Genomic DNA, 24,443 nt, shown 5'->3' with positions numbered 1-24,443 from the left:
GGCCTGCCCCCGGCCCGCCACGACCACCTCTCCGGGTCGGGGCGTCTCTCCCAAGTGGATCCGGCGACCGCCGTTCCAGGACCAGCGGATGTGGCTGGGAAGGTCTCTGCTGGAGCTCATAGCTGCTGCTCCAGATCCGGGGGTGCTGACGCCGGGTGGCTGGGGACCTGTCCATGGAGCTGCTCTGGCTCAGGTACGTGGGCGCGATCATGGCTGACCGCCAGCCTGGGTCGAAGGCGGGACAAGGCAGCGCTTTCGATCTGGCGTACGCGCTCCGCAGTGACACCCAGCCTGCGCCCAACGTCGTGTCGGCTCAGCGGCCGGCCGTCTTCGAAGCCGAAACGGAGCCGGATCACCTCCGTCTGACGGATGTTTAGAACCGTCATGGCGGCACGAACGTCAGGTCGGGTGCGGGCCACGGCGCCGGGGACGCGTAAGCTCGGCTGCCCGCCAATGAGCTCGTGCATAGGCGCGAACCGCTCCGACTGCTGCTCGTCGTCATCCATCCATCGCCGTCCCAGCTTCCGGTCAAGAAGGCAGAGCCTGTCAAGGGAGCCTGGAGTGTCCGCCAAGCTGAGCGCGGCATCCAGCTCGCTGCGCAAGACGCCCAGGTGGTCAGCTAGCTCCTGACGGGCGGGGGTCCTGCCTAGGTCAACTTGAAGGCATGCCTCGGCTCGGCGGATCGCTCGTAGGTCTTCAACTACGTGGTGTGGGAGCTGGATCAGTCGATGCTGCCGGCCCCCTCGCTGGAGGGCCTGCCAGATCCACGGGGTCGCGTAGGTCGAGAACTTGTGGCCCTTGGTGTAGTCGAACTTCTGCGCCGCATGGATGAGGCCAAGATTGCCCTCCTGGATGAGGTCCAGGAACTCCGTGCCGCGCCCGATGTGGCGCTTGGACAGCCTGACGACCAAGCGAAGGTTCGCCTCGATGAAGCAGGACTTGGCGGCCCTGCCCTCCTCTGCGATCTGCGAGAGGTCTCGCTCAAGCTCGGGATCCCTCCCGCGGCCGTCGGCCAGCTGGTGCTCGGCGAACAGCCCCGCCTCAATTCGCTTGGCGAGCTCGACCTCCTGCTCGGCGTTGAGGAGGGCGACCTTGCCGATCTGCGACAGGTAGACGCTAACGGCGTCCGGACCCGACGGGACCGCCGTCGCGTGCGGCGTCGGAGTCCGCCCCAGTTGTGCTGCCTTCGCAACGGCCAATACGTCGCGTCCGGCGACATGCGACTCGACTGCGGAGGGAAGGTCAGTGGCTGGCCTTGATGTTGAGGCAAGCGTGAGGTTGGCAGCCGAATCGCCCTGCGCTGCTTCGGACATGCGTCCGGGGCGGCGCAACCCAGCGCTCACCGCTTACCGCCATGCAGAAGAGCCGAGATGGCGTCTCGCTGATCCTGCGTGAGCCGGGGGGAATCGGCCAGAACTCGCTCGACGTAGTCGCTGATTCTCGCGGCAGCGAGGTCCCTGGGGGGCGCCTCGTCGGGCGACCGCCACCTCTTTGCGGCACCAGCCTTGGCTACAGCAACGCGAAGGTGCTTGCGGTTTGCGGGCATGTAGAGACTCCTATTGAGCCTCAGACCGCTACCCGTCTGCCAAAGTGCGCCGCCCACGGCGCGTCGGAGGAGCTTATGTGTTTGTGCTGTCGACGATAGCAGTCAGACGTCGATCTGAGCTGCTGCCGGCGAGTCTCCCTCGTCGAGGTGAGCAGAGAGCCATGACTCAAAGGTGCCTGGCTCAGTAAGGTACCGGCTCTTCTCGGCCTCGAACTCCGACAATTCGAGCTCGTACTGGGCGATCTCTTCGGGTGATGCGTAGCGGCGCGGCCGGACCAATCGGGGACGGCGGCCGATGACGGTCTCAGCGTCCCTGTCGTATGCCTTGCGCACCGCCGCCACCATGCTCGCCCTACTAGGCGGGTTGAACTCGCGGCACGACGCGCAGGTTGCATCTCGTACATCCAACTGGCGCCACTGACCATGGGACAGAGCGTCGTCACTTGAGGAAGTGCGGGACTTGTCCACGACAAAGTAGGCCCGGCGCTTGTGACACTGGTCGCACCGTGCTAGCAGCACCCTTCTCTCCGGAATCCCCGCAGCGACGTCGGCCGCGATCATGCGGCCGAAGGGGTTCTCCAGCATCGGACCTCCTGGGGGATTCGTTGTTGCAGACAGTGTGAGGCGCCTCTCTCAGCTGGCTCGCCGGCTGCGACGGGCCCAGCCCCCGTGTGCAGGGTCAACGCTACGTCGCGCGGCTGGGGCGATGAAGCCGCGGGCTGTAGCGATCGTCGGGCCAAGGCAAGGGACGAGTCTGCCACTCCCCTGGCCCTGGCCGCCGTCCCGACATCCCACCTAGATGCTGTGCCTTCAGCTACGTCGCCCTAGCACGCTCGGACTGCGGGTCTCCGCGTTGCAGGGTCACGGGCCACGGAGGAGTGGTCTGCTGCACGAACGGGTGACAGGTTCGGTTAGGCCGCCTGGGTGGCGGTTGTCGTCATGATCAACCCGTATTCGATCCGGCCCCAGACCGGTAGCCCGTCTCACGCATCTCGCAGCCACATGGAAGGACGGCCCTGTTTTCACAGGCTCGACGTCGCCGGACGCGGGCGAGGACGGCTCCTGATCGTCGCCCGCAGTGTGGACCCGTGTCGGCCTAACCGCGAGAGGCGCACAAGCACGGGGCCCAGCCCGAAGCGGCACACGCGCCCACACTGCGCCACGAGCGCGCCAACTGCGCCCCGGCCGATCACGGCTGAGGCGCAGCCGTCGTCGCTGTGGGAGCGCTGAGGTGGTCGTAGAGCTTCCAGCCGAATCTGGTCGTCACGAACGCGACGTGCCACGCCTTCCACGTGTACAGCGGGCTGCCGCCGCTGCTCATAACGTGCAGACCGCCGGGCGCCCGGTTGTGAATCGTCGGCCGTCGCGCGGTGATCGACCAGCCCGACCCGTGAGCGTCAGCACTCGTGCTGTGCCAGAGCCCTGCCGCCTGGTCCACCCAGCCGCTCACCTTGCCCCCCAGCTCAATCCTCATGGCTGCGTGCTCTATGACCGCCCCACCGCCGCTCTTGCCGACCCTCCGTGGGTCCAGCGTGAGCTTCAGCCCTGCGCTCCGCAGCCGAATATGACCGCCCAGCAGCGCCGCCTTCTCCCAGATAACGCCGGCCCCGGACGCCGTCCGCTTCAGCCATTCGAGGCGATACCGAAGGTCGCGATCAGCGACGCTCATCCCACGCTGCTGACGAGTCGGCGGGTCCGGGTCCATCAGCCAAACCGCCTCACTGGCCGACAAGAGCGCAGACCGTGTCAGCGTGAACGACGCGCTTGGATGCCACGAGTCGGCCTCACACAGCACCCGCAGAGCTTGCAGGTGATCGACCGCAGACGCGAGCCGCACCCCAATCTGAGCCGAAAGCGGCTCATACGGCCAGGCCATGTCGTCGGCGGCGAGCACCGAGGTCGGCGCCGGGAGTAGTCCACTCGGTGATCGAACCCGCTGCCTCCACCGATCCAGAAGTGGGTAGTCCCCGGCAAGCTCAGCTCGAGCCGAAGCATCGTCGGTGGGGGGCCTCGAGGACCGGCCGGTCATGGGAGAGCTCCGTCCGTCACGGCTGACGTCTATCGGCCTTGATCCTCTCCCCTCTGGCCCGGTCCACCGAGCAGCCACGCCCAGAAGGGCACCTGCCGCGCCGGCTTGTGGTTGCGCGTAACGGTCGCCAACTCCGGCCCGATTGTCACGGTGCGGTGGCTTATCCATGACGCCCTACAGCGGTGTTGTACTACCGCTAAAGTAGAGGGCAGCCGCCGGTAGCCCCGAGTTGCGACTTTTCTGGTCGTCTCAAAGGAGGCGAGCCACGGGCGCCGGCGGCCCCCCATCCAACACCTGCTCAGCTAGCTCGCGTCCCCCTGCGTCCCGGAACGACTAGGACCGGAGATAGGTCCCACAGATCAAGGTCCGTGGACAGATTGAGGGCTTCTCGTAGTTGTTCGATGTGTTCACCCTCGGGGCTCGACGTGTAGAGGTTGTGAGCGAAGCCTGCAAAGCCACCTCCTGGTTTCTTGAGCGCGAGCTCACGTATCCACGATCCGAAGATGTTGTGCAATGGTCCGCCGATCGGGTCGCCCTTGACGAAACCTTCAACTGGAAAGTACATATTCGTCCACCTCGTGAGCGCGAACAGGGCGCCGAAGTGCGGCACGAGGACAGACCGGGAACCTTGACCACTAGGGTCTGGGTAGGCATGCGTGAAAGTGAACGCGTCTCGCGTGCGGCCGTGGGTCGCCGTCCTAGTCGGTTCAGTTTGCGGCGGGCAAGTAGGGAACGTTCTATCGCCGACAAGCTCACCAAATGGTGTCTGCCGGTCGAGATTCAGCAGCATCCTCGCGTGCGTTAGCGGGGAGCCCGCTGTCACGAAGTCTGACACGCGCCAGTCGAACCCATTACGGCGGTACTCTCGCCAAGCTGAATGCTGCCTCGCTTGAACTACATCGATGGACGGCGCTGGCGCATCGGGGATCCGAGGATTGAGCAGGTCCTCGACCCGCAGCAACCCCCTGCTGCTCATGGCGCGATCTGACCTATGCATGCGGGATCGGCGGATCCAAGCGAAGCTCAGGATGTCGTAGGCAATGACGCTACCCAGGCTGTGACCGTAGACAATGATGCGGTTGTAACGGCCAGAGTTATGCAGGGAATCAATTAGCTCCGCCCCGGACTCACGAATTGCTTGCCGCTGCAAAATGTTCCCGGGAAGGGGCTCCAGATAGCGCGCCGCATCACCAAGAAAGCCAAGCACGAATCGGTTCTGCATGAGCTTCCCGACTGACCAAAACAGCCCGGGAATAAGCGCAAATGCACTCACGGCGACCGCGCCTCCCCACGCGGCCCAGACACCACTAACGGACAGGCCCAAAAAGGTCAGCGCGACGATTACGGCAACGATGCGCAGAACCCAGACTTTGCCTAGGAGCTCCGATGAAAGGCTCCGGTTCGGGGCGATCATAAGCCGTGAAAGCCACCCATATACTTGAGCAAGGGTTGTGTCTCTAATCAGGTGGGCCCAGTACAGCTCGTAGACGTCTGTCGTGGGACGCCTCATCTCTTTGCTTCCCGGAACCGAGACGCTACGCAGCTCGAACAACTTCGACACGTAGTCAGGCTTGAAATATCGCCGCTGTTGACTTGAGGCATCCGGGAACACGGCGTCGACGAACCGACGCAGGGTTTGCCCCGGACGTTGTTCCCCGATCCCATGCACGACTATGAGCGCCTGTCGCATCCTGCGTCGATCCCGAGCTAGTGGGGCCAAGAGGCTATCCAGCCGGTTAAGCGCGGCCTGCCAGTACCGGAGGACGAGAGCGCGGCTGTTCCCGTCGAGCACCCCCGACTCTGAGATGCGAACGTAGCTCCGCCCGCCGGGCCGTGGTGTCACCAAGAGCCGGAATCCTCTCGGACTGGCGGCGTTGAACTCTATGACTAGTTCGAAGACCTCGCGAGTGAATCCCGAGTGATAGACGACCCCATGCTGCGGAAGTGGCTCATCGGGGGGATAGAGCGCATCGAGGTCGCGCCGGGGCAAGCGCACATTGTCGCCAGGTGCGATGCTAAGTACCCCTCCCGCCCCGAGCCACTCGCCCTGGATGTCCGCGCGAATCATGAATCGGATCAGGTCCTGCGGAGCAAATTCCGTAGGGAGGCTGACCTTGACGTGGCGGGCAGCTGGTCCCTGCACTTCGGAAGACGCGGTCACGCGGAGCCCCTCTTCTTTAACCTACGCGTGCTGCCCACCACAGGACTCTCCTAGAACCAGCACCGTCGGACGTTGTTTGAGACGATTCATAAGCCTAACGGTCGGGTCACCTATACAGCCGGCGCAACGGCAGATTCGATCAATTCAGGCCATGCTCGAGCGCTTGCGGCGACCAGCCATTATTCGCGCGGTCCCGCCGATCTTGGCCGACGTGGCGGCAGCTTGTCGGCCGGACCTGGGAAACACGTTGCCTGGGCGCATGGCGCGGACTCGCGGACGGAGCGGTCCTGAGACACGCGACGCGATCTCCTGGCGGACGTCGTGCGGGAACCGACCGACCCTTACGACAGGGACGGAGAAGGCGGTCTAAAAGATGACAGCTGGGACCATCATGTAGATCTCCTTCTTCCCGCCCTCCTCCATGAGCGTGCGTCGCCCGTCCTCGCGGACGTCCTGCGCCTGGGCCCGGAGCACGTCGGCAAGAGGCGTTCCGCGCTCGACCGCGACGACGATGCCGTCGACGAAGCGGGTCAGGCTCATCAGCCCGGTGCGGTCGGCGAGGCCTTGGAGCGCCGTGGGCAGGTTGGCCCCCGCGCGTGCGTCGGCCAGGCACCGGCGCAGCTCGTCGGACAGCTCTCCGCGGGAGAGACGGCAGACGCGTTCGAGCGCGCCGACGGCTCCTTCTCCTGCGCTGACCGCCAGTGCGAGCAGCTCGGCGACGGTGGGGAACTCGGTGAGCATGCGGGCCTCGCGCCGGGTCGCGGCACGGCTGAGGAGGTAGTCGCGCCCGGCGATGCCGCCGAGCACGCCGACGAGCACCATCGACACGAGGACCGGCACCGGGAATCGTCGTTGCGCGACGGCGACGACGGCGGTGAAGACGAGCCCACCGAGTGCCCCGATCGCCCCGAACATGACCTGCTCGGCGCGGAAGCGGTCGACGTCCGCGGCCTGGCCGGCCCGCAGCTGACGACGGACCACGGAGGGGGCACCACCGACGAGCGAGCCGACCCCGGACCCCAGCCGGGCCACGTAGGGGGCGAGCAGCTCACCGAAGCCGAACGGCCCACGAGGAGGAGCCGGCCGGGCGAGCAACGTCGACGGGCGCGGGGTGTCACGCAGGTAGGGCTCCAGGCGGTCGTCGAGAGTCGGGCGACGGCTCGCCGGCAGACCGGCGACGACGAGTGCGAGACCCGCGACGACGAGCACACCGGCCGTCGCGCCCGCCCACGACCACCCGTCGCCGAGGAGCTCGCCGAGTCGACCCGTCAACCCGTTCACCGCAGGACCCGCTCTTCCTCGGGAAGCCGACCGATCCAGACCATGACCCGGTAGGCCACGACGCAGAGGCCGGCGCCGACCGCGAGGACGGCCCAGCCGGTGGGCGACGAGTAGGCCGCGAGCGAGCTGCCGTTGAGGGCGAGCAGACCGAGGATGACCCAGGGCGCGAAAGCCGCGAGGCGGGCCGCGTTGACCGTCCAGCTCTGCCGGGTCTCGAGCTCGGAGCGGGTGCGGGCGTCCTCCCGCAGGAACGACGAGAGCGTGCGCAGCAGCTTCCCGAGGTCGCTGCCACCCACCTCGCGGGCGATCCGGAGCGACTCGACTATCCGGTCACCGACCGGGTCGCTGAGCCGGTCCTTGAGACGGTCCAGGCAGTCATGGAACCGACCCGTCGTCCGGTAGTCCTCCGCGAACGCGGCGAAGGCGGGACGCAGCTCGGCCGGACCGCGGACAGCGAGCTGAGAGAGCGCCTCGGGCAGCGCCAGTCCCGCTCGCACACCCGACGTGATGTTGTCGACGACGTCGGGCCACAGGTCACGGAGCTTGTTGCGGCGCTTGCGCGCCCGCATCCGCACGAGCGACAGCGGGATCGCGCCGGCCATGAGGGCGAAGCACAGCGAGATCGGCACGACCCGTGTCAGGGCGAGGACCATGACGAACGCGATGACCAAGAGGACGACCGATCCGACGACGACGTTGCCGGGTGTGACCGAGGAGTAGCCGGCCTGGGTGAGGTGGTCACGCAGCTCGACCGTGAAACCGCCCTTGCCGGTCTTCGCGCGCGCGGGCTCCTGCGGCCAGAACGACCAGTAGACGAAGAAGACGCCTACGCCGAGCACCAGGCCGACGACCAACGGCGAGATCATGAGCTCGCCTGCCCGAGAAGGGCCGCCACGTCGTACCCGGCCCGCTCGAAGGCCTCTCGGTGGGGTGGGAACCCGTCGGCGCGTCTCAGAGCACCGTCACGCGTGACGAAGAGGTCGGCGATCTCGATGACGTCGCCCTCGGCCCGTCCCGGGATGGCGACGATCTCGCGGACCCGCCGGACGCCGTCACGCTCGAGGGCCACGTGGACGACGACGTCGACCGCGGCCGCCACCGTCGGCACGACGAACCGGCTCGAGACGTTCTCACCGGCGAGGAGAGGCAGCGTGCACATCTTCGTGACGGCCTCGCGGGCGCTGTTGGCGTGCACGGTGCACATGCCGGGCACGCCGCTGTTCAGGGCGATGAGCAGGTCGAGGCTCTCCTCCTGCCTGACCTCGCCGACGATGATCCGCGACGGACGCATCCGCAGCGCCTCCTTGACGAGGCGGCGTAGCGGGACCTCCCCGGTGCCCTCGAGACTGGGCTGACGGCACTGCATGGCGGCCACGTCACGCTGCGGGATCTTCAACTCGAAGACCTCCTCGCACGTGACGATGCGCTCACGCGGCGGGATTGCGGCGGCGAGGCAGTTGAGGAGGGTCGTCTTGCCCGCCTGGGTGCCTCCGGCCACGAGCACGTTGAGGCCGCTCGCGACCGCGGCCTCGAGGAAGGTGGCCGCCTCTCGGGGCATCGTGCCGAGCCGGACGAGGTCGTCGAGGTGGTCTGCCTTGACGACGAACTTGCGGATGTTGACCTGCCAGTGGGCCCGGCTGATGTCGGGGATGACGACGTGCAGCCGCGAGCCGTCGGTGAGCGTCGCGTCGACGAACGGGCTGCTGAGGTCGACGCGACGGCCGCTGCTCTTGAGCATGCGCTCGACGAGGTCGCGCACGTCGTCCGCCGTGAGGATCGTCGGGGTCAGCTCGGCGATACCGCCGCGGGCCACGAACACCCGCGAGGGTTCGTTGATCCAGAACTACCCCAGCGTGATTGACGATTCATGGTGATGACGATCGCTGGCCGTCTGACGTGCGCAAACACGATGGGGAGCGTTGGCAGCGTCCGGCGGTGTTCGACTCTCTTGCGGACTTGGGGCGGACTAAGCACGAGACCCCCGGAGCGGGCACTCCGGGGGTCCCTTGTTCGGCGCAGGTCGACACCCGGGGGGCCATGTGCTGTCGGCCATCGTTCCTGGACTCGGCCGAAAGTAGACCCCGCGAGGTGGCCGTTTACGCCGGCCTACCGAGCGCGAGCTCGGTAGGAGTGCAGGATGGCCAGCTCGGGCAGGGTCCAGCCGTTGAAGGTGCCTTGCCGGACCTGCGCGTCGTCGACGGCCGCGAACTGGGTCATGGTCGGGTTGCTGACGAGGCGTGCCGTCGAGGACACGATGACGGCGGCCAGAGCGTCATCGGGCTGGCCAGGGTCGGCGAGGCTGAAGCCGACTCCTCGCACGTACCGCTTGACCATCTGGGTCACGACGGCGAGGTGTGCCTCGATCTGGGTGCTGGAGGCTCCGGCGTCCCGACCGAGGAAGGCCTGCACGTCGGCGACCGTGGGTGTGTCCATCAGATCGTGATGCCGGTGAGCTTGATGATCGCCTCGGGGTTGAGCGGGGCGGCGTCGTAGCGGGCCACGACGCGGATCGCCTGCTGGTCGTAGTCTCCGAATGTCTGGTCGAGGATCTTGACGCTGGGGGCGAGGTCGCGGGCGACGACGATCTGGGAGAAGTCGACGAGGGCGGCGCGGCCGGTGTTCGGTGTGCCGGTCGTGTCGGGGACGCGGTTGGTCACGACGACTGGCTTGCCGAAGATCGTGTAGCCGCCGGCCCTGGTCATGTCGGGCTGCAGGACGTAGGCGTTGGAGCCGGTGCCCTGCTTGATCTTGCGGAGGGCGATGAGCTCCCGAGACGTCATGACCCACTTGAGGGCGTCGGTGTTGACGTTGGCACCGAGAGCCAGGGCCTCGGCGTCGAGGAGGGCGTCGAGGGTGAGGGTGCCGATGGTAGGGAGGGTCTGGGTGCCGGGGTAGGCGAAGAGGCCTCGTGGCTTGGTGGTGCCGTCGCCAGAGGCGCTCCAAAGTTGCGCGTCGAGGGTGTCTGCCACGTCCTTGACGAGCCGTTCCTTGAGGGCGGCGTCGAGGGCGATGACGGACTGGCGGGCAAGCTCATTGCTGAATCGGGTCAGTGTCTTGATCGACTTCATCGTCGAGGGCAGGAGGGTGACTTCGTCGAAGTCGGGGTCGACCTCGGTGATCTGCTCGTTCTCGCCGTGCCAGGCCGGGGCGGTGGCTCCGCCCATCTTGGGCAGGCGCAGCGGGCCGGCTGTGTCGATGATCCGCGGCCCGGCGGCGAGAAACGTCGAGCGGGCCTCGAGGGGCTGGACGAGGACGGCCTGGACCTGCTCGGCGGTGAGCTCGGCGGCGGAAGATGCGGAAACGGCCATGACGGGACTCCTTGGGACTGAGGCGGATTGGTCACGCGCTCCGTCCGGGAGCCACGAAGGGGAGCCGCACCAGGCGACTCCCCTTCATTGTATCAGACTGAGAACGATTCTCAACTCAGGACGCGGCCCGGCTCTCGCGGCGCGTTCCCATCGTGCTGTGCGACGAGGGCGAAGGCCTCCGCCAAGGACCTCAGACCATCCGTGTTCCTATTCTGTATGGTCGGTGCTGCTTCCTTTATGGCGTCGAGGAGGACCTTCGCGGTCTCCGAGATGAGATCGGCGTTCTGCTTGGCCATGTGAGCTGCCCTTTCAGCCGGCGTTGGTGCGGAGGATTCCGCTCAAATCGACAATAGGTGTGACCGGCGACGCTCCCTGCCCAACGTCTCCGAGGATGCGGCGTGTCGCGAGGTAGGGCTTGCGGGCGAGGAGGTCGTCGATCGCGGCCGTGAGGCCGTCCGGGTCGCTCAGGTGGCCTTCGTCGAAGGTGAGCTCGTCTGGGGCGGCGAGACGGCCGTCTGCGGCGGCCAGGGCGGCGTGGAGACGCAAGGCGAGGGCGTCTCGGTCCTTGGCTCGGTCGCGGTAGCCGGCGTTCTCCTTGCGGAGCTTCTCGACGTACTCGCGCGGGAAGGCGTCTGGCTCGTCCTGGATCTCGTCTGCCTCGGTGGGGTCGAGTTCGGTGGGCTCGTCGGTGGGCTCGAGCTGTGCGTCGGGGACGTTCCCGGTGGCGGGGGTCTGGTTGTCGGGCAAGGGGTTTCCCTTCAGTGCTGGACCGGGCGGACGCGCTCGGTCACGACGGGGACTTGGGTGCAGGTGCAACCCTTGTGGCGGGGCATGGTGTGGTCGGCGGGCCAGACGCGGCCGTCGCGGCTCCACCAGGTGCAGAGCTGGCAGCCGGAGCCGGAGACTGATCGGACCCATCCCTCGACGAGGTCGGATCGGGCGATGCCTTCCCCACGCGCCGTCTGAGCGCTTGTGAGCAGCTCTGAGCGGCCGAGGCGCTCGACTCTGGCTTGCGGGTCAGGCGTGTCCGGTAGGAGCGTCAAGAGCGTTCTGGCCGCCTTGTTGAGCCGTGCGACGTCGTCGGCCGCCGGAAGGAGTCCCAGGGGCGGCACCGGCGTCCTCGTGGCGAGAGTGAGGGTCGCGGCGAGCCCGAGGTCGGCCAGGACGGTGGCGCGGCTGTTGGCGGTGGCGACGATCGCAGCGATCAGGGCGACGGCCTCATCCTCGCTGATATGGCCGGCTTCGTGGGCGGCGAAGGCTGCGAGGACCTTTGCGGCGGTGGCGTCCCCGAGCTGGCGGAGGATGTCGCGGTAGGTCATGAGGCCAGCGCGGTCAGGTCGAGGCCAGCTCCGTCGAGAGCTTCGGCGCGGCGGGCGGTTCGGATGGCGGTGATTTCGTCGTCGGAGTAGCCGAGGCGGGCCAGGGCGTAGTTGGTCGGGAGGATGCCTGCGGCGTGGAGCTTGACGATGGCGTCAGCCTCTTGCGCCACGGACCTTGTCGACGGGTCGGCCCACTTGACCTTCACGTCGACTCTGGCCGGGTCGACGCGGTCGCGGACGGCGACGACGAGACGGGCGACGTCCTCCCACGACCTGCCGAAGGTGCCTTGCCGTGATTCGGCTTTGGCGGTTAGGGCGGCCTCGGAGGCCCGGATCGAGTCGGCGCTGGTGGGGTTGTCTCCGCCGATGCCGAGCATGTGCTCGGGGAGGCCGGACACGGCGGAGATCTGGCGCATGATGACGCCGACCGCGTTCTCGTAGCCGGCGAGGTCGGAGCCGGGGAGCTGGCCGAACTTCGACTCGGGGGCCTCGGAGACGAGCATCCGGTCCCCTTCGGGGAATGGGTTGACGGCTTCGCCGGTGTCCTCGTCCTCGACGAGCTCGACGCCGGTGGCCCAGCGGCGGGGGCGGGCGCCGTACTCGCTCGCGGTCAGCAGGTCGGTGGTGAGCTTGGTGACGGCGTCGGTCAGGGTCAGGACGTCGGTCATCTCGGAGACGCCGTCGTCGAGGAGGCGGCCGCCGTTGCGGAACCGGACGACCGGGACGACGCCGAGCGGGTTGTCGAGGGTCTCGACGAGGCGGAAGCCGGTCGTCGTGGCTCCGGGCTGGTTGCTCGCGTAGCGATCGATCCGGTCGGGGCGGTAGAGGACCGCGAGAGTGCCGGTCGGGGTTTGCCAGCGCTTGACGGCAGTAAGGATCTTCCTGGTGCCGGGGTCGGTGAGGGCAATCACCTGTTCGGCGGACTCGATGCTCACCTTCGGGGTGCCGTCTGGGTTGGCCCACACGATCGCGTAGGCGTCGCCCAGGACGAGGGCCTCGCGGTGGGCGACTCCGGCGAGCTGGTCGAGGTCGTTGCGTGTCCAGTCGGCCCAGAGGTCGGCGCCGGCGAAGCCGCTCACGCGGAGGCGCTCGGCGATCGCGTCGACGAGCAGGCGTGGAACGTTGACCGAGACGCGGGACAGACGGTTGTTGAGCTGGCTCCGGATCTCTGGGGCCAGGAACGTCAGAGGCTGCTCGCCGGCGTAGTAGCGGTTCAGCGTGCCGTACCGGGCGGTCCGCTCGTCGAGGGACTGCAACAGGGTGGTCAGGGTGTCGGTGCTCATGCGGCGAAGCTCCTTGCTCGTCGTCTGGTCTTGGTATTGGTGTGGAAGGCGGCTCGGTCGAGGGCGACGATCGCGGCGACAGCGGCGTCGATCTTGCGCGGAGACCCGCGTTTGTCCTTGGAGACGAGGTCGCCCATCGGGGTCCGTTTGGCGATGCAATGCGCGACATGCGCGGCCAGGCGCGGGTCGCCGTCGTGGGTGAAGCCGTGGTCTGCGGCGGCTTGGTACAGCCGGTCGGTGGCCGGGGCCATTCGGGCCGCGTGAGCGGTGTTCCACTCGATGACCCGCTTCTCGCCGTGCCGCTCGGCCCAGGCCTCGAGCTCAGATCGCCACCCCCACGGGTCCGCGGCCAGCTCGAGGACGTCCCAGGTGGCGAAGGCGGTGTCGACGGCCTTGTCGACGTCACCGCGCGGGACTCTCCAGCGCGGTTCGCCGGGGTTCTCCCAGAGGCCGATCACAAACAGGTGAGGATCCGAGCCAACGGTGCAGCCGACGAGGGCGGTCGAGTCGCCGGAGGCGCTGCCGTCGAACGCCAGGACGACCTTGGACCTGGGCTCGACGTGACCATGGTCGTCCTTGAGCTGGTCCCACAGGCCGAATGGCATCCATGCGTCGGAGCCGGTGACCCACTGGCCAAGGCGAAGCTGCCGGAAGACGGGCTCGCGGAGCGTCCGCCTCGCGGCGGCCATGCCGTCCTCGGAGAGGAAGGGCCGCTTGCACGCCAGGGCCGGGTTCGCGGTCCGCCACGCCTCGACGTCGTCGGTCGCGCACCCGGCCGGCGCGGCGAACTCCCGGAGGTAGAAGGCCGGGTCATCGCGGTGGCGGCCGTGCGCGACGAGCTTCCACATGATGCTGTCCGGCGAGGATGCCGGCGTCGAGATCGCGAGCGTCAGGGACTCAGGGCGTTTGCCGGTCACGGATGAAACGGCCTCCCAGACGTCCTCGGTGACAACGTGCAATTCGTCCACGACGAGGAGGCTCGGGTCGTGACCGTGCAGCGCTCCCGGCTCCGCCGGCAGGGGCAGGAGCAGCCCGTCGTTCTCCGGTACGACGATCCGGTCGGCGTAGATGTGAGCGCGCTCGGCCAGCTGTGAGTTGAGCTCGATCATGCGCTTGGCCATTCGAAGCGTGATACCAGCCTGACGGGCATCGGAGGCCACGACGAGGACCTCGGGCGACGGGTCCCCGACCCAGAGCTCCGCGACGGCCAGCATCGCGGCAAGGGCGGTCTTGCCGTTGGCGCGCGGGAGAGACACGAGCGCAGTCCGGACGCCCGGAGCAAACGAGCCGCGCACGATCTCCTTCTGGAACTCCCGGAGCGCTATCGGTTTGCCAGCGCCGACACCTTTCGGGATCACGAGGTACTCGCGGATGAAGCGCTCTCGGCGCTTGGCGCGGTCCTTGGGCCAGCCGGTGAAGTCCAGTGGCTCGACGGTGATCTCGCCCTTAGGGCCGGCTCTCATGAGAGGCTCGCGAAATGAACGCGGAGATCCAGGGTCCGGGACCGGGCGGAGTCGATAGGCAGCCACAGGAGCTCGTCCAGAGTCCCGTTGTGCGAGTCGTCCAGAGTCCCGTTGTGCGAGTCGTCCAGCGTCCCGTTGTGCGAGTCGTCCAGCGTCCCGTTGTGCGAGTCGTCCAGCGTCCCGTTGTGCGAGCTTCGGACGAAACAGACGGGCCGGCTGAGGGGGAATGACCTAGCGAGGTCTTCGTCAATCAGACGCTCACGACTACCCGCGCGGTCTTTGGGCCAGCCGGCGAAGTGGAGCGGCTTGGCCCTGATCTCACCCTTGAGTCCAGCCCTCATGAGAACCTCGGCCAATGACGGACCAAAGTGCTCCCGAGCCGCCGGGAAGGCAGCGCCAACAGCGCCAACAGCGCCAGGTCGAGGCGGTGGTCGAGCGCACTCCAGCTGAGAGAACGCAGCCTGAGCGCCGGCAGCCAGAGCGCCGGCAGCCAGAGCGCCGGCAGCCAGAGCGCCGGCAGCCAGAGCGCCGGCAGCCGGAGCGTCGCCAGCATGAGCGAAGGCGACACGAGCGACGGCAGCATGAGCGAACGCAACACGAGCGACGGCAACCTCCTCCCGAAGGCGTCGACAGTCTCGACTGACCGAGACTCCGCCTTACGGAACCTCCTCGCGCCCTCACCCAGGGTCGGGCGCAATGGTGTGCGGCTGACGCAATTCCGTTGCCGGGCGCGGTCCTTGTGCCGCCGGATGAAGTCCAGCGGTTCTGCTTCAATCACACCCTTCGGGCTGGCCCTCATGGCAGGCTCCCGCGCATGAAGAAGATCGACTACGCGGACGGCGTCGAGCGTTGGCGTGCCGCGAACCACGACCTGTTGATGGGCCTGGTTGGCGTCGTGCAGGGGCGCCGGGACGTTGTCGAGGTCTACGACGATTTTTGGGCCACGGACACCACGGGCAAGATGAAGTCGCAGATGATGTTCCAGGTGCTCCTGGGGCTCCTCGGGGCGCACGTGCACGAGGTCGGGGAGCAAGCCGCCTCTGCGAGGCTTATGGAGATCCTGTCGAAGACAGACGACCGTTTCGCCGAGATGGAGAGCGAGGAGGCCCTCGATTTCGTTGCCCAGCTTGAGAAGGCGATTGCGAAGAAGGAACGCAAGAAGGCAAGGCAGGAGCGCAAGGAAGGTCACAGCTGACGTGCAGGTAGCCACCGTGGCGGCGAAGCCTCCCGAGACTGAATCGAACTTCGCGATCTCCGGGCTGCCAGTACCACCGCTCTTGGACACCAGCTGGAACTCCCGGACGAAGCGCTCGCGACGCTCGGCTCGGTTAGCCGACCAGCCCGACAAGTCGGGAGGCTCAGCCTTGATGGTGCCCAGAGCGGCAGCCTTCATGACAGACTCCCGCGATGGACATCAGAGTCGAGCTGCCGAGCGGCGAGAGCGAAATCTTCCGTGATCAGCACAACGGCAGGGCTGGACGTAACGAGATGACGATCGTTCACGAGTTCACCGTCGATGGTGACATCCTCACCATCTCGGCTCAGGAGCATTGGCCCTATAACGGCGAGCTCAGCGAGCCCTTCCCAGTCGCCCACTACAGGGCCAAGACGTGGGTCACAGTCCGACGGGCCCGCCTGGATGAGTGACTCGGACTCTGCCTTCCCCGGGGGTCCTGCCGAGGCGGGGGGCGGGTCGACTCGGGCTGGTCTCGCTGCTCCTCGTCTCGCGTTGCATCCGCGGCAGACGACCGCCACGTCGCTGAGCCTGATGGGCTTGCCTTCGGCTTTGCGCTTCCATGCCGCGGGCGTGTGGTCGACTGTGAGGTCCTCGGTGGTGCCGCAGTCGGTGCAGAAGGGCTGGAGCCGACGGGCTCGATGCGAGAGCCGGTTCCAGGCGGCGTCGTAGCCTCGCCTTGTGGCGCTCGGCTTGTCCTGGGGCGGGCGGCAGTCCTCGCAGCGTGCGCGGTCGGTGAGCTCGCCGCAGTCGGCGCAGGCCTTGAGCAGGTTCACTGGTCGTCGCCTAGGACTTTGGGGTGGAGGAGCGCGACGACCGCTTCGACGTGGTCGCATACGTCCTCGTCCGCCTCAACGAGGCAGTCGCAGTCCCAAGCGGTGCGCGGCTGCCATCGGACCCGGAGCTCGTCGACGATCGCTTGGACGACGGGACCGCGTGCGCGGACTCCGAGAACGCGGAGGATCTGGACCTTCACGAGGCCTCCCTGTTTGGTGTGTCGACGGGTGGGTGGAGAAGAGAAGAGGGATTGAGCGTGAAACGACGTTCGCGAGATACGTCGTTCTGACCAAAACGACCAGTTTCGTTAACGTCGTTTCGAGGGAAAGGACGTTGTTCAGGTACGTCCTTTCGCAGGCGCGTCCGGACCGCGTGGTCGCGGTCGCAGCGCCGGTCCGGGTCGCCGATGCCGCCTTGGACGTGGTGGCTGCTCACCACCAGACACAAGGCCTTCGAGCCGGCCGTGAGGTACCCGAGGCCGATGGCCCGGTCGATTGAGTGCCGCACGTTGCGTCGGTCTGGCAGGGTGCCGTCCTTGCGGACGAGGAAGCGTGACAGCTCACCTTGGTCGAGGCGCGCGTGACCGTTGGCGGCGTGCCGCCCGTATGCGACGAACACGATGCGCAGATAGTCGGGGAAGTTGGGGTTGCCGGCGAAGTCGAGCCAGTGGTCCTGGGCGTGTGCTGCCCAGTCGCGGCCGCCGAAGTCGATCCTCCTGATGCTCAACCGATCGGGCCTTTCGCCGTGACCCGGAAGCCATCAAACTCTGCCCTTGCGATGAGGTCGGCAACGCGCTCGGTCCGCACATGCCAGCCGCCGTTGGCCGCAGACCACATCGCTGGGATTCTGTTGTGGCGCAGCCAATCTCGGATGCTTCCTTGTCCTCGCAGTAGTGAGTAGCGCTCGTTCTGCGGCAGTTCGTACAGATACACGATTCTCATCGGCCATCACCGAAACCGCGCTCCAAGGCGCTCAACAGGGCGTGGATGCCTGCGGCGTTGTGTCCGACGACCTCGACGCCGGCGCAGGCGCGCAGCTCAAGGGCCAGCGGCCCGGGCGTGACTACGAACGATGCATGACCGATCTCGAGGCGCACGAGGCGGCCGGTGACGTCTCCCATGTTCAGAACCAGGCGGGCCGCCTCGCGGCCGTCGAGGCAGTGGCTCTCGACGCAGCGCGACAGGTCGAGTGTCGCAATGCCTCGAAGTGCTGGGAGCCCGATGGCTCGTTGGGGTCTTGCGCTTACAGACACTCGATCACGACCTCTTTGCTGGCGAGGGTGGTGGTCATGAGGGCGGCCTAGGCCGTGGCCCTCGGTTCGGCGTCGAACTGGGCGTCGATCCAGTCCTCGACGTCCTGCTCGCGGTACATGATTCGGCCGGCGATCTTGGCTGATCGTGGCCCAGAGTCGTTGTGGCGCATCCAGCGCAGTTGCGCAGGTGAACGGCGGAGCCGGTTAGCCACCTCATCCAGGGTGAGCAACTTCTGGAACATGCTTGATCCTCTGGTGCTTCATTGGTGTGTGCTGCATGACACTGAAATGGTACACCCAAACTGGTTGCTACTGTCTAGTGCCGTTCTGGTGTGTCGCGCTATGGTGTGACGCGTGACGACGAGAGACGAGTTGATCGGCAAGAACATCAAGGCCCTTCGAGAACGAGTCGGCCTTTCTCAGGCGACACTCGCAAGTGCCCTCGCTAGCGAGGGAGTGCCCTCGATGCATCCGCAGACGATCACGAAGCTGGAGGCAGGGACCAGAGCCTTGAAGTTCGACGAAGCGGTGGCGCTCGCTCGAGTCTTCGAGGTCAGACTGGACGATTTGGCGACGCTTGCCATGGGCGATGACGCAGCATCCGAGATGGCAGAAGCAGAGAAGCGTCGTGTGATGTTGGAGGCTGAGTTTGCCCACTTAAGCGCCGAACTCAGGGCAGCCGAGAAGCGAGCAACCGAGACGATCGCAGAACTCTCCAACCGTCGGGAGCGAGCGCGACGCGAACTGCAGCTCATCCGATCGCGGATCCCATCCACCGCGACAGGGGGTGGAATCCATGGCAAGCATCAAGAAAAGGACTGACGGCGTCTGGCGCGCCCGTTACCGAGACGCGGCCGGCAAAGAGCACGCTCGACACTTCAAGCGGAAGATCGACGCTCAGGGCTGGATCGACGAGGTCACAACGGCGGTCGTGACCGGGATGTACGTCGACCCACGGGCGGGCACTGTTACCTTCGACGGCTACTTTCAGAAGTGGGCGGCGAGGCAGATCTGGGCTCCCATGACCGAGGTGTCGAACAACCTGGTCCGCAGGTCAGTCCCGTTCCGCTCAATGAAGATTGGCTCGATCCAAAGGTCGACTCTCGAAGAGTGGGTCAAGGACATGCAGGTCGCGGGGTACGCGCCTACGACGATCGCCACGAGGATGAACATCGTCAGGGCCGTATTGAAGGCCGCTGTCGCGGACCGCGTGATCGCGGTGGACCCCTCCCCCGGCATCAAGCTGCCAAGGCGCCGTCGGGCGGAGGTAGGGATGAGCATGCCTTCCGAGGACCAAGTCGCGTCGCTCATCGAGGCATCGGACGAGTCAATGCGGGCTTACATCGGGGTGTGTGCCTTCGCTGGACTACGCCTCGGCGAGGCGTCTGGGCTGAAACTCGACGACGTTGACTTCCTGCGTCGCACGCTCACCGTGGCCAGACAGATCCAGCGGCGCGTCGGAGGCCCCGCCGAGATCCGGCCGCCGAAGTATGAGTCAGAGCGGATGATCTTCATCCCCAACGAACTGGTGGGGATGCTTTCGGCCCATGTCGATCGCTTCGGGACAGCGTCGGAAGGATGGCTCTTCTTCTCGGGATCGGGGCGCGCACTGCCACCGACGACGGTGAACTCGTGGTGGCAGCGGACGACGAGGGGGGCCGGAGTCTCTGGCGTCCACATTCACGGACTGCGTCACTTCTATGCATCGGGCCTGATCGCGGCTGGGTGCGACGTGGTGACGGTGCAGCGGGCCCTCGGGCACTCGAAAGCGAGCGTCACGCTCGACACCTACGCGCACCTGTGGCCCACCGCGGAAGACAAGACACGAGCGGCTGCAGCCGGGATGGCGGCGGCGGTGCTTCGTCCTGCGGACTCTGAGCGGACTTTGGCGTCTCCGCTGCAGGTCAGCCACCGTTTAGGTCGTTGATCCAGATCTCTTCGACCGTGGGGTCGTCGAAGTACTGCTGGAGCGGACCGTAGCCGGCGACGACCGCGAGGATGGAGTGGACCGCCAGGCGCTGGTCGCCGAGCGACGGCAGCCCCCCGTGGAGGGAGCGCTCGTCGTAGTCCTGGACGGCGTCCTGGACGAGGCGGCGGACGGCCTTGGCGTCGCTGGCGGGATCGAGACCAGAGCGACGGATCAGCTCACGGACCTCGCCCTCGACGTGGCGCACCGCTTCCTGTGTGGACATGCGTTCCCCTGAACCCTGTGAGTTGCTACGCCCGACATCCTGCCCGGACTGTCGTGATCTGGCGCGTCCAAGCTAGGTCAAATGCGCGCAAACACGTGGTCCTCCTCCACAGGCGTGCCGTGGACTCGCGGGTGGGCCGAGCACCGTAGCGGGCGCCGGGACAGCCCCGCCGTCGTCGTCCACACCTGTGCACGCGACGGTGGGCGGCCGGCTGGCCGGCGGTCTCATGGGGGCACCACGAGAAGGAGGAGCCGGTGCGCCTGACCATGACCGTCGTCGCCCCCCGTCAGGTCGGCGTGCCGCCGCGACACGTCACGGTCGAAGCCCCGTCGGGCACGACCTTCGGCGCGGTCCGTCCCGAGCTCACCGCCGTCGCCGGTGTCCCGGGCTGCGGCTTCAGCGTCGGCGGCCGCGTCGTCACCGACGATGCCGTGGTCGGGTCACCGCCGCTTCTGCGGGGGGCCCTGCTGACCATCACCCGGCCGGACGACCCCGTGGAGGCCGCGCCGGGTCGCGGCGCCGTGGAGCTGCGCCTGGCCGGTGGGGTCGGGGCGGGAAGAGTCGTGTCTCTCGGCCGCGGTGAGCACGTCATCGGCCGGGCCGCGTCCGCGGACGTCCGCCTCGACGACCCTGGCGTCTCGCGCGTGCACGCGGTCGTCACCGTGGCCCCCGACCACATCAGCGTCACGGACCACCACCCGACCAACGGTTCGCGCATCGACGGGGTCTTGTTGCCGAGCGAGGGTGCGCGGCTGGAGCCCGGCCGGCTGTTGACCGTGGGGTCGACGACGCTCGTCCTCGGCAGCGTGGACGTCCGCAGCGGGCACCACGACATCGTGGACGGTGAGGTCCGGATCCACCGCCAGCCACGCTTCCGCGACCCGGGCACGCCGCCGTCGGTGATCTTCCCCGAGGCCCCGTCGCGCCCGGAACGACACCGGATGCCGCTGCTCACCTCACTGGCTCCCGTGGCCCTGTCGGCCGTTCTCGCCGTCGCGCTCTCCTCACCGGCCCTCCTCCTCTTCGCCCTCATGTCACCGCTCCTGCTCGTCGGCCAGTGGTGGAGCGACCGGCGCGCCGGTCGGGTGTCGTACCGCAGGCAGGTCCGGGACCACGCCGTGCTGCTCGCCCGGGCCCGCGCTCACCTCGCTGAGGCTGCCGCGGCGGACGCCGAGCGACGACGCGAGCACCATCCCGACCTCGGCCACCTCCAGGCCGTCGTGCGGCGGCGCGGCACCCGCCTGTGGGAGCGCCGCTCGTCGGACGACGACCACCTGGTGCTCCGGCTCGGCACGGCGACGCAACCGGCCGCGGTCGACGTGTCCGGTCCGGCGCCCGAGGGCATCCCGCTCGTGGACGGACTGCCTGCCCTGCTCAGTCTCGGGACGTCCGGCGTCGTGGGGATCGCCGGCCCACGTGAGCACACGGTGTCGCTCGTCGGCAGCCTGCTCCTGCAGGTGGCGACCTGGCACACGCCGCGCAGCGTCCAGGTGCACGTCCTCGCCGACACGCACCAGCGCGCGCTCGACTGGGAGTGGGCTGCGCACCTCCCCCACCTCCGGGAGGACGACGGCTCGGGGGCGCGTCTCGCCGGCGCCGCGACCGACGTGGCAGGACACGTGTCCGCGCTCCGCGAGCTCGTCGACAGCCGCCTCGCGGCGGACGACGGTCGTTGGACGGGCACGCACCGTCCCTCCCCTGACCTCGTCGTGCTCCTCGACGGAGCCAGCGGGCTGCGTGCCCGTCCCGGGGTCGCAGACCTGCTGCGGGCCGGGCCCCTGGCCGGGCTCACCTTCGTCTGCATCGACCGCGACGTCGCCTCGCTCCCGGCCGAGACCCGTGCCACGGTCGAGCTCGCCGACGCGGCAGCCTCGGCCACGGTGCGCGAGGACGGCCACACGCTCACGGGAGTGGTCCCGGACCTACCCGCCGACAGCTGGCTCGAGGACGTCAGCCGCTCCCTGTCGCCCTGCGTCGACGCCACGCCGGAGGCCGGGTCTGCAGCCCTGCCGCGCACCGTCTCGTTCGTCGAGCTGCACCGGGGCGTGGGCATCGACCCCACGACCGCCGACGGTCTGGCGCGGTCCTGGTCGCGAAGCACGGGTCGGCCGATGGCTCTCCTGGGCCGGACCACAGATGGCGACCTCGCGGTCGACCTGGCGACGGACGGTCCGCACGTGCTCGTCGGCGGAACCACCGGCTCCGGCAAGTCGGAGCTGCTCCAGACCCTGGTGACCGGCCTCGCCGTCAGCAACCCGCCGGACGAGCTGGGCCTGCTGCTCGTGGACTACAAGGGCGGCTCGGCCTTCAGCGACTGCGCGCGACTACCGCACACGGTCGGCCTCGTCACCGACCTCGACGCGCACCTCACCGCACGAGCGCTGACCTCGCTCGATGCCGAGATGAAGCGCCGCGAGCGGCTGCTCTCACAGGCGTCCGCGCGCGACCTCGACGACTACTGGCGCACCGCGGGCGTATGCCGTGAGCTCCCACCGTTGTCCCGGCTCGTCATCGTCGTCGATGAGTTCAAGGCCCTCGCGGACGAGTTCCCGGAGTTCGTCGCCGGCCTGGTGCGCGTCGCGGCCCTCGGCCGCTCGCTCGGGCTCCACCTCGTGCTGGCGACCCAGCGCCCGGCCGGCATCGTCTCCGCCGACATGCGTGCCAATGTGGCCCTCCGCATCGCCCTGCGGGTCCGTGACCGCGCCGACAGCGAGGACGTGGTGGACGCCGCAGACGCCGCGTCGCTCGACCCGCGAGCGCCCGGACGGGCCTGCGTGCGCTCGGGCGACCGAAGCCTCACCACGGTGCAGACCGCCTACCTCGGGGATCCCCTGGGCGACGGCCGCGAGACCACGGACCGCGTCCGTGTGGTCGTGCGCGACCTGCTGTCCGCGGTCGAGGCGCCCGCGGACGCCGCGGACGAGCCACGCCCACCGAGCGAGCTCCTCGCCGTCGTAGACGCGGCGCGCGCCGCCGCTCACCGCTCCGGCGTCGGGACCCAGCCCCCGCCCTGGCTGCCGCCGCTCCCGACAGAGCTGACCCCGACCGAGCTGACCCCGACCGAGCTGACCCGGGCCGAGCCGACCGGGCGTGACGAGGCCGCCGACGGCGGGCACTGCTCGGGCTCGACGGAGGCACTCGACGTGCCCATGGGCATGGTCGACGTGCCCGACGAGCAGCGACGTGACACCTTCCGGTGGTGTGCGAGCGACCATGGGCACCTCGGGATCGCCGGCGGTCCACGGTCGGGTCGCTCCACCGCCCTGCTCACGCTCGCCCTCGGCCTCGCCGCGAGCGCCTCACCCGACGATCTGCACGTCCATGTGCTCCAAGGTGTCGCCGGACCGTGCTCCGCCCTCGGGTCGCTTCCCCACGTCGGGACGGTGACCGACGGTGGCGACCCGACCCGCACCCGACGCCTCGTCCGCCGTCTCCTGCAGCTCGTCGAGGGGGACGAGCCCGGACCGCCCCGCACAGTGGTGCTCGTCGACGGCTGGGAGTCGGTCGAGGAGTCCTTGTCGCGACTCGACCACGGCGCACCCGTGGACGAGCTGCACCGCCTGCTCCGTGACGGGCCCGGCGCCGGCGTGAGGTTCGCCGTGACGGGTGGCCGGGCGATCCTCTCCGGCAGGCTGCCCGGGCTTCTCGACCACCGGCTGGCCTTGCAACTGCCCGACCCGCTGGACCTCACCCTCGCCGGCGTCTCCCCCGAGCTCGCGGCCACGGCAAGGCCGCCGGGACGGGCGGTCGACCTCCGCACCGGACGCGAGGTGCAGCTGGCCACGCCCGGCCCCGGCCTCTCCGCCGTCGCGGACGCCGTCGAGCGCACCGCGGCAGCACATCGCGCGACCCCGGGCCAGAGGCCAACCCGCGCCCCGTGGCGCCTCACGGCGCTGCCGGAGCGGGTGCGGCTCAAGGACCTGACGCCGACGCGCGACGGCGTGTGGGTCGGCGTCGGGGGTGACGACGCGGTCCCTCTGGCGGTGCCGCTCGGTGCCGGCCACCGTCGCGTCCTCGTCGCCGGCCACCACCGGTCCGGTCGATCGACGACCCTGGTGACCATCGGTGAGCAGCTGCTCCAGCAGGGACGACACGTCTGCGTCGTCAGTCCGCGACACTCCATGCTGTCCGTCTGGGCGGCCGGCCAGGAGTGCCCACTGCTGGCCCAGCACGACTCCACGGACCTCATCCGCATGAGGCGCCACGACCCCGACCTGTGTCTGCTCGTCGACGACGCGGAGCTCGTGGACGGCAGCCCCACCGAGGCCGCGCTCGTCGAGGCGGCTCGGGTCGTCGACGGCACGGACGGGGTCGTCGTGGTCGCCGCCGACCTTTCGCGCGCCAACGGGGCCTTCCGCGGGCTCGTGCCGGAAGTGGCCCGCGACGGCGTCGGCATCCTCCTCGGTGCGACGTCCTCCGGTGACGGCGACGTGCTCGGCGTCCGCCTCGAGATCGGGACGACCCGTCGGCCCGGCCAGGGCCATCTCGTGCTCGACGGCCGCTCGACACCGGTCCAGGTGGCCCAGCTGGACCCGCCGGCGTGCCGGACGTCGGACTCACCACCCACGACGGCTCCCTCTCTGCCACTCTCGTGACCC

24 protein-coding genes and 2 pseudogenes are annotated in these 24,443 nt (G+C 68.3%); 5 read left to right on the top strand and 21 right to left on the bottom strand.

Translation table 11 applies throughout. The features are described from left to right. Positions 1–116 precede the first annotated feature (116 nt). The 15 genes and pseudogenes from ACSSS0_RS18025 to ACSSS0_RS17955 form a co-directional block, all read right to left on the bottom strand. A complete protein-coding gene (locus ACSSS0_RS18025; protein ID WP_487229071.1) occupies positions 117–1,313 on the bottom strand; it encodes a sigma-70 family RNA polymerase sigma factor in 1,197 nt (398 codons plus the stop codon). A gap of 335 nt (positions 1,314–1,648) precedes the next feature. After that, positions 1,649–2,131, bottom strand: a complete 483-nt coding sequence (locus ACSSS0_RS18020) for a hypothetical protein (RefSeq protein WP_487229070.1) — start codon at positions 2,129–2,131, stop codon at positions 1,649–1,651. Positions 2,132–2,735: 604 nt separating this feature from the next. Next, positions 2,736–3,440, bottom strand: a complete 705-nt coding sequence (locus ACSSS0_RS18015; protein WP_487229069.1) for a hypothetical protein — start codon at positions 3,438–3,440, stop codon at positions 2,736–2,738. 433 nt (positions 3,441–3,873) lie between these two features. Next, positions 3,874–5,736, bottom strand: coding sequence for a hypothetical protein (locus ACSSS0_RS18010; RefSeq protein ID WP_487229068.1), 1,863 nt, complete (start codon positions 5,734–5,736; stop codon positions 3,874–3,876). A gap of 366 nt (positions 5,737–6,102) precedes the next feature. Beyond that, positions 6,103–7,017 (bottom strand): type II secretion system F family protein, encoded by a 915-nt coding sequence (locus ACSSS0_RS18005; RefSeq protein WP_487229067.1) that lies wholly within the window; start codon positions 7,015–7,017, stop codon positions 6,103–6,105. Then, on the bottom strand, positions 7,014–7,883 hold the full coding sequence (locus tag ACSSS0_RS18000; protein WP_487229066.1) for a type II secretion system F family protein: 870 nt from the start codon (positions 7,881–7,883) through the stop codon (positions 7,014–7,016). Before ACSSS0_RS18000 ends, ACSSS0_RS18005 begins: the two co-directional genes overlap by 4 nt. Beyond that, positions 7,880–8,857, bottom strand: a pseudogene (locus ACSSS0_RS17995) (TadA family conjugal transfer-associated ATPase); the annotation flags it as partial. The pseudogene ACSSS0_RS17995 and the gene ACSSS0_RS18000, both read right to left, overlap by 4 nt. 266 nt (positions 8,858–9,123) lie before the next feature. Next, positions 9,124–9,450: a hypothetical protein gene (locus tag ACSSS0_RS17990; protein WP_487229065.1), complete on the bottom strand. Its 327-nt coding sequence runs from the start codon at positions 9,448–9,450 to the stop codon at positions 9,124–9,126. Next, positions 9,450–10,334, bottom strand: a pseudogene (locus ACSSS0_RS17985) (phage major capsid protein); the annotation flags it as partial. The pseudogene ACSSS0_RS17985 and the gene ACSSS0_RS17990, both read right to left, overlap by 1 nt. A gap of 101 nt (positions 10,335–10,435) precedes the next feature. Then, complete coding sequence (locus tag ACSSS0_RS17980) at positions 10,436–10,621, bottom strand: hypothetical protein (RefSeq protein WP_487229064.1); 186 nt, start codon at positions 10,619–10,621, stop codon at positions 10,436–10,438. A 13-nt stretch (positions 10,622–10,634) separates the two neighbouring features. After that, positions 10,635–11,072 carry a hypothetical protein gene (locus ACSSS0_RS17975; RefSeq protein ID WP_487229063.1) on the bottom strand — a complete coding sequence of 146 codons (438 nt, stop codon included), beginning with the start codon at positions 11,070–11,072 and terminating at the stop codon, positions 10,635–10,637. Between the two features lie 11 nt (positions 11,073–11,083). Further along, positions 11,084–11,644 (bottom strand): hypothetical protein, encoded by a 561-nt coding sequence (locus tag ACSSS0_RS17970; protein ID WP_487229062.1) that lies wholly within the window; start codon positions 11,642–11,644, stop codon positions 11,084–11,086. Next, positions 11,641–12,927: a phage portal protein gene (locus ACSSS0_RS17965; protein WP_487229061.1), complete on the bottom strand. Its 1,287-nt coding sequence runs from the start codon at positions 12,925–12,927 to the stop codon at positions 11,641–11,643. The genes ACSSS0_RS17970 and ACSSS0_RS17965 overlap by 4 nt, the downstream gene beginning before the upstream one ends. Further along, positions 12,924–14,390, bottom strand: a complete 1,467-nt coding sequence (locus ACSSS0_RS17960; RefSeq protein WP_487229060.1) for a terminase large subunit domain-containing protein — start codon at positions 14,388–14,390, stop codon at positions 12,924–12,926. The genes ACSSS0_RS17965 and ACSSS0_RS17960 overlap by 4 nt, the downstream gene beginning before the upstream one ends. 337 nt (positions 14,391–14,727) lie before the next feature. Then, positions 14,728–15,189: a hypothetical protein gene (locus ACSSS0_RS17955; RefSeq protein WP_487229059.1), complete on the bottom strand. Its 462-nt coding sequence runs from the start codon at positions 15,187–15,189 to the stop codon at positions 14,728–14,730. 15 nt (positions 15,190–15,204) lie between these two features. Here ACSSS0_RS17955 and ACSSS0_RS17950 point away from each other — a divergent pair, with 15 nt between their 5' ends. Together ACSSS0_RS17950 and ACSSS0_RS17945 are read left to right on the top strand one after the other, a co-directional pair. Further along, positions 15,205–15,585: a hypothetical protein gene (locus tag ACSSS0_RS17950; RefSeq protein ID WP_487229058.1), complete on the top strand. Its 381-nt coding sequence runs from the start codon at positions 15,205–15,207 to the stop codon at positions 15,583–15,585. Positions 15,586–15,797: 212 nt separating this feature from the next. After that, positions 15,798–16,037 carry a hypothetical protein gene (locus ACSSS0_RS17945; RefSeq protein ID WP_487229057.1) on the top strand — a complete coding sequence of 80 codons (240 nt, stop codon included), beginning with the start codon at positions 15,798–15,800 and terminating at the stop codon, positions 16,035–16,037. Positions 16,038–16,396: 359 nt separating this feature from the next. Here the strand turns inward: ACSSS0_RS17945 and ACSSS0_RS17940 are convergent, their stop codons facing one another. The 5 genes from ACSSS0_RS17940 to ACSSS0_RS17920 all read right to left on the bottom strand — a co-directional run bounded on the left by ACSSS0_RS17940 (position 16,397) and on the right by ACSSS0_RS17920 (position 17,895). Continuing rightward, entirely contained in the window at positions 16,397–16,600 is a 204-nt protein-coding gene (locus ACSSS0_RS17940; protein WP_487229056.1) for a hypothetical protein, read from the bottom strand. Continuing rightward, positions 16,597–17,127 (bottom strand): hypothetical protein, encoded by a 531-nt coding sequence (locus tag ACSSS0_RS17935; RefSeq protein WP_487229055.1) that lies wholly within the window; start codon positions 17,125–17,127, stop codon positions 16,597–16,599. The genes ACSSS0_RS17940 and ACSSS0_RS17935 overlap by 4 nt, the downstream gene beginning before the upstream one ends. Further along, the gene (locus ACSSS0_RS17930) at positions 17,124–17,333 is read right to left on the bottom strand and encodes a hypothetical protein (RefSeq protein WP_487229054.1); all 210 of its coding nucleotides are present in this window, start codon (positions 17,331–17,333) and stop codon (positions 17,124–17,126) included. Before ACSSS0_RS17930 ends, ACSSS0_RS17935 begins: the two co-directional genes overlap by 4 nt. A gap of 5 nt (positions 17,334–17,338) precedes the next feature. Beyond that, positions 17,339–17,521 carry a hypothetical protein gene (locus ACSSS0_RS17925; protein ID WP_487229053.1) on the bottom strand — a complete coding sequence of 61 codons (183 nt, stop codon included), beginning with the start codon at positions 17,519–17,521 and terminating at the stop codon, positions 17,339–17,341. Positions 17,522–17,700: 179 nt separating this feature from the next. Further along, a complete protein-coding gene (locus ACSSS0_RS17920; RefSeq protein ID WP_487229052.1) occupies positions 17,701–17,895 on the bottom strand; it encodes a helix-turn-helix transcriptional regulator in 195 nt (64 codons plus the stop codon). Positions 17,896–18,007: 112 nt separating this feature from the next. On the opposite strand from ACSSS0_RS17920, the gene ACSSS0_RS17915 reads away from it, so the two are divergent. Both ACSSS0_RS17915 and ACSSS0_RS17910 read left to right on the top strand, forming a co-directional pair. Then, the gene (locus ACSSS0_RS17915) at positions 18,008–18,475 is read left to right on the top strand and encodes a helix-turn-helix transcriptional regulator (protein WP_487229051.1); all 468 of its coding nucleotides are present in this window, start codon (positions 18,008–18,010) and stop codon (positions 18,473–18,475) included. Further along, on the top strand, positions 18,450–19,580 hold the full coding sequence (locus tag ACSSS0_RS17910; RefSeq protein WP_487229050.1) for a tyrosine-type recombinase/integrase: 1,131 nt from the start codon (positions 18,450–18,452) through the stop codon (positions 19,578–19,580). Before ACSSS0_RS17915 ends, ACSSS0_RS17910 begins: the two co-directional genes overlap by 26 nt. On the opposite strand, the gene ACSSS0_RS17905 is transcribed toward ACSSS0_RS17910, so the two are convergent. Next, the gene (locus ACSSS0_RS17905) at positions 19,558–19,845 is read right to left on the bottom strand and encodes a hypothetical protein (RefSeq protein WP_487229049.1); all 288 of its coding nucleotides are present in this window, start codon (positions 19,843–19,845) and stop codon (positions 19,558–19,560) included. The two genes, ACSSS0_RS17910 and ACSSS0_RS17905, sit on opposite strands and share 23 nt — an antisense overlap. A gap of 254 nt (positions 19,846–20,099) precedes the next feature. On the opposite strand from ACSSS0_RS17905, the gene ACSSS0_RS17900 reads away from it, so the two are divergent. Further along, entirely contained in the window at positions 20,100–24,440 is a 4,341-nt protein-coding gene (locus ACSSS0_RS17900; RefSeq protein WP_487229048.1) for an FtsK/SpoIIIE domain-containing protein, read from the top strand. Positions 24,441–24,443: the final 3 nt, after the last annotated feature.

The organism is Terrabacter sp. R4-6 (genome assembly GCF_057529065.1).
The sequence above is the reverse complement of the archived record's forward strand: the minus strand, read 5'-3'. Positions and strand labels throughout refer to the sequence as shown.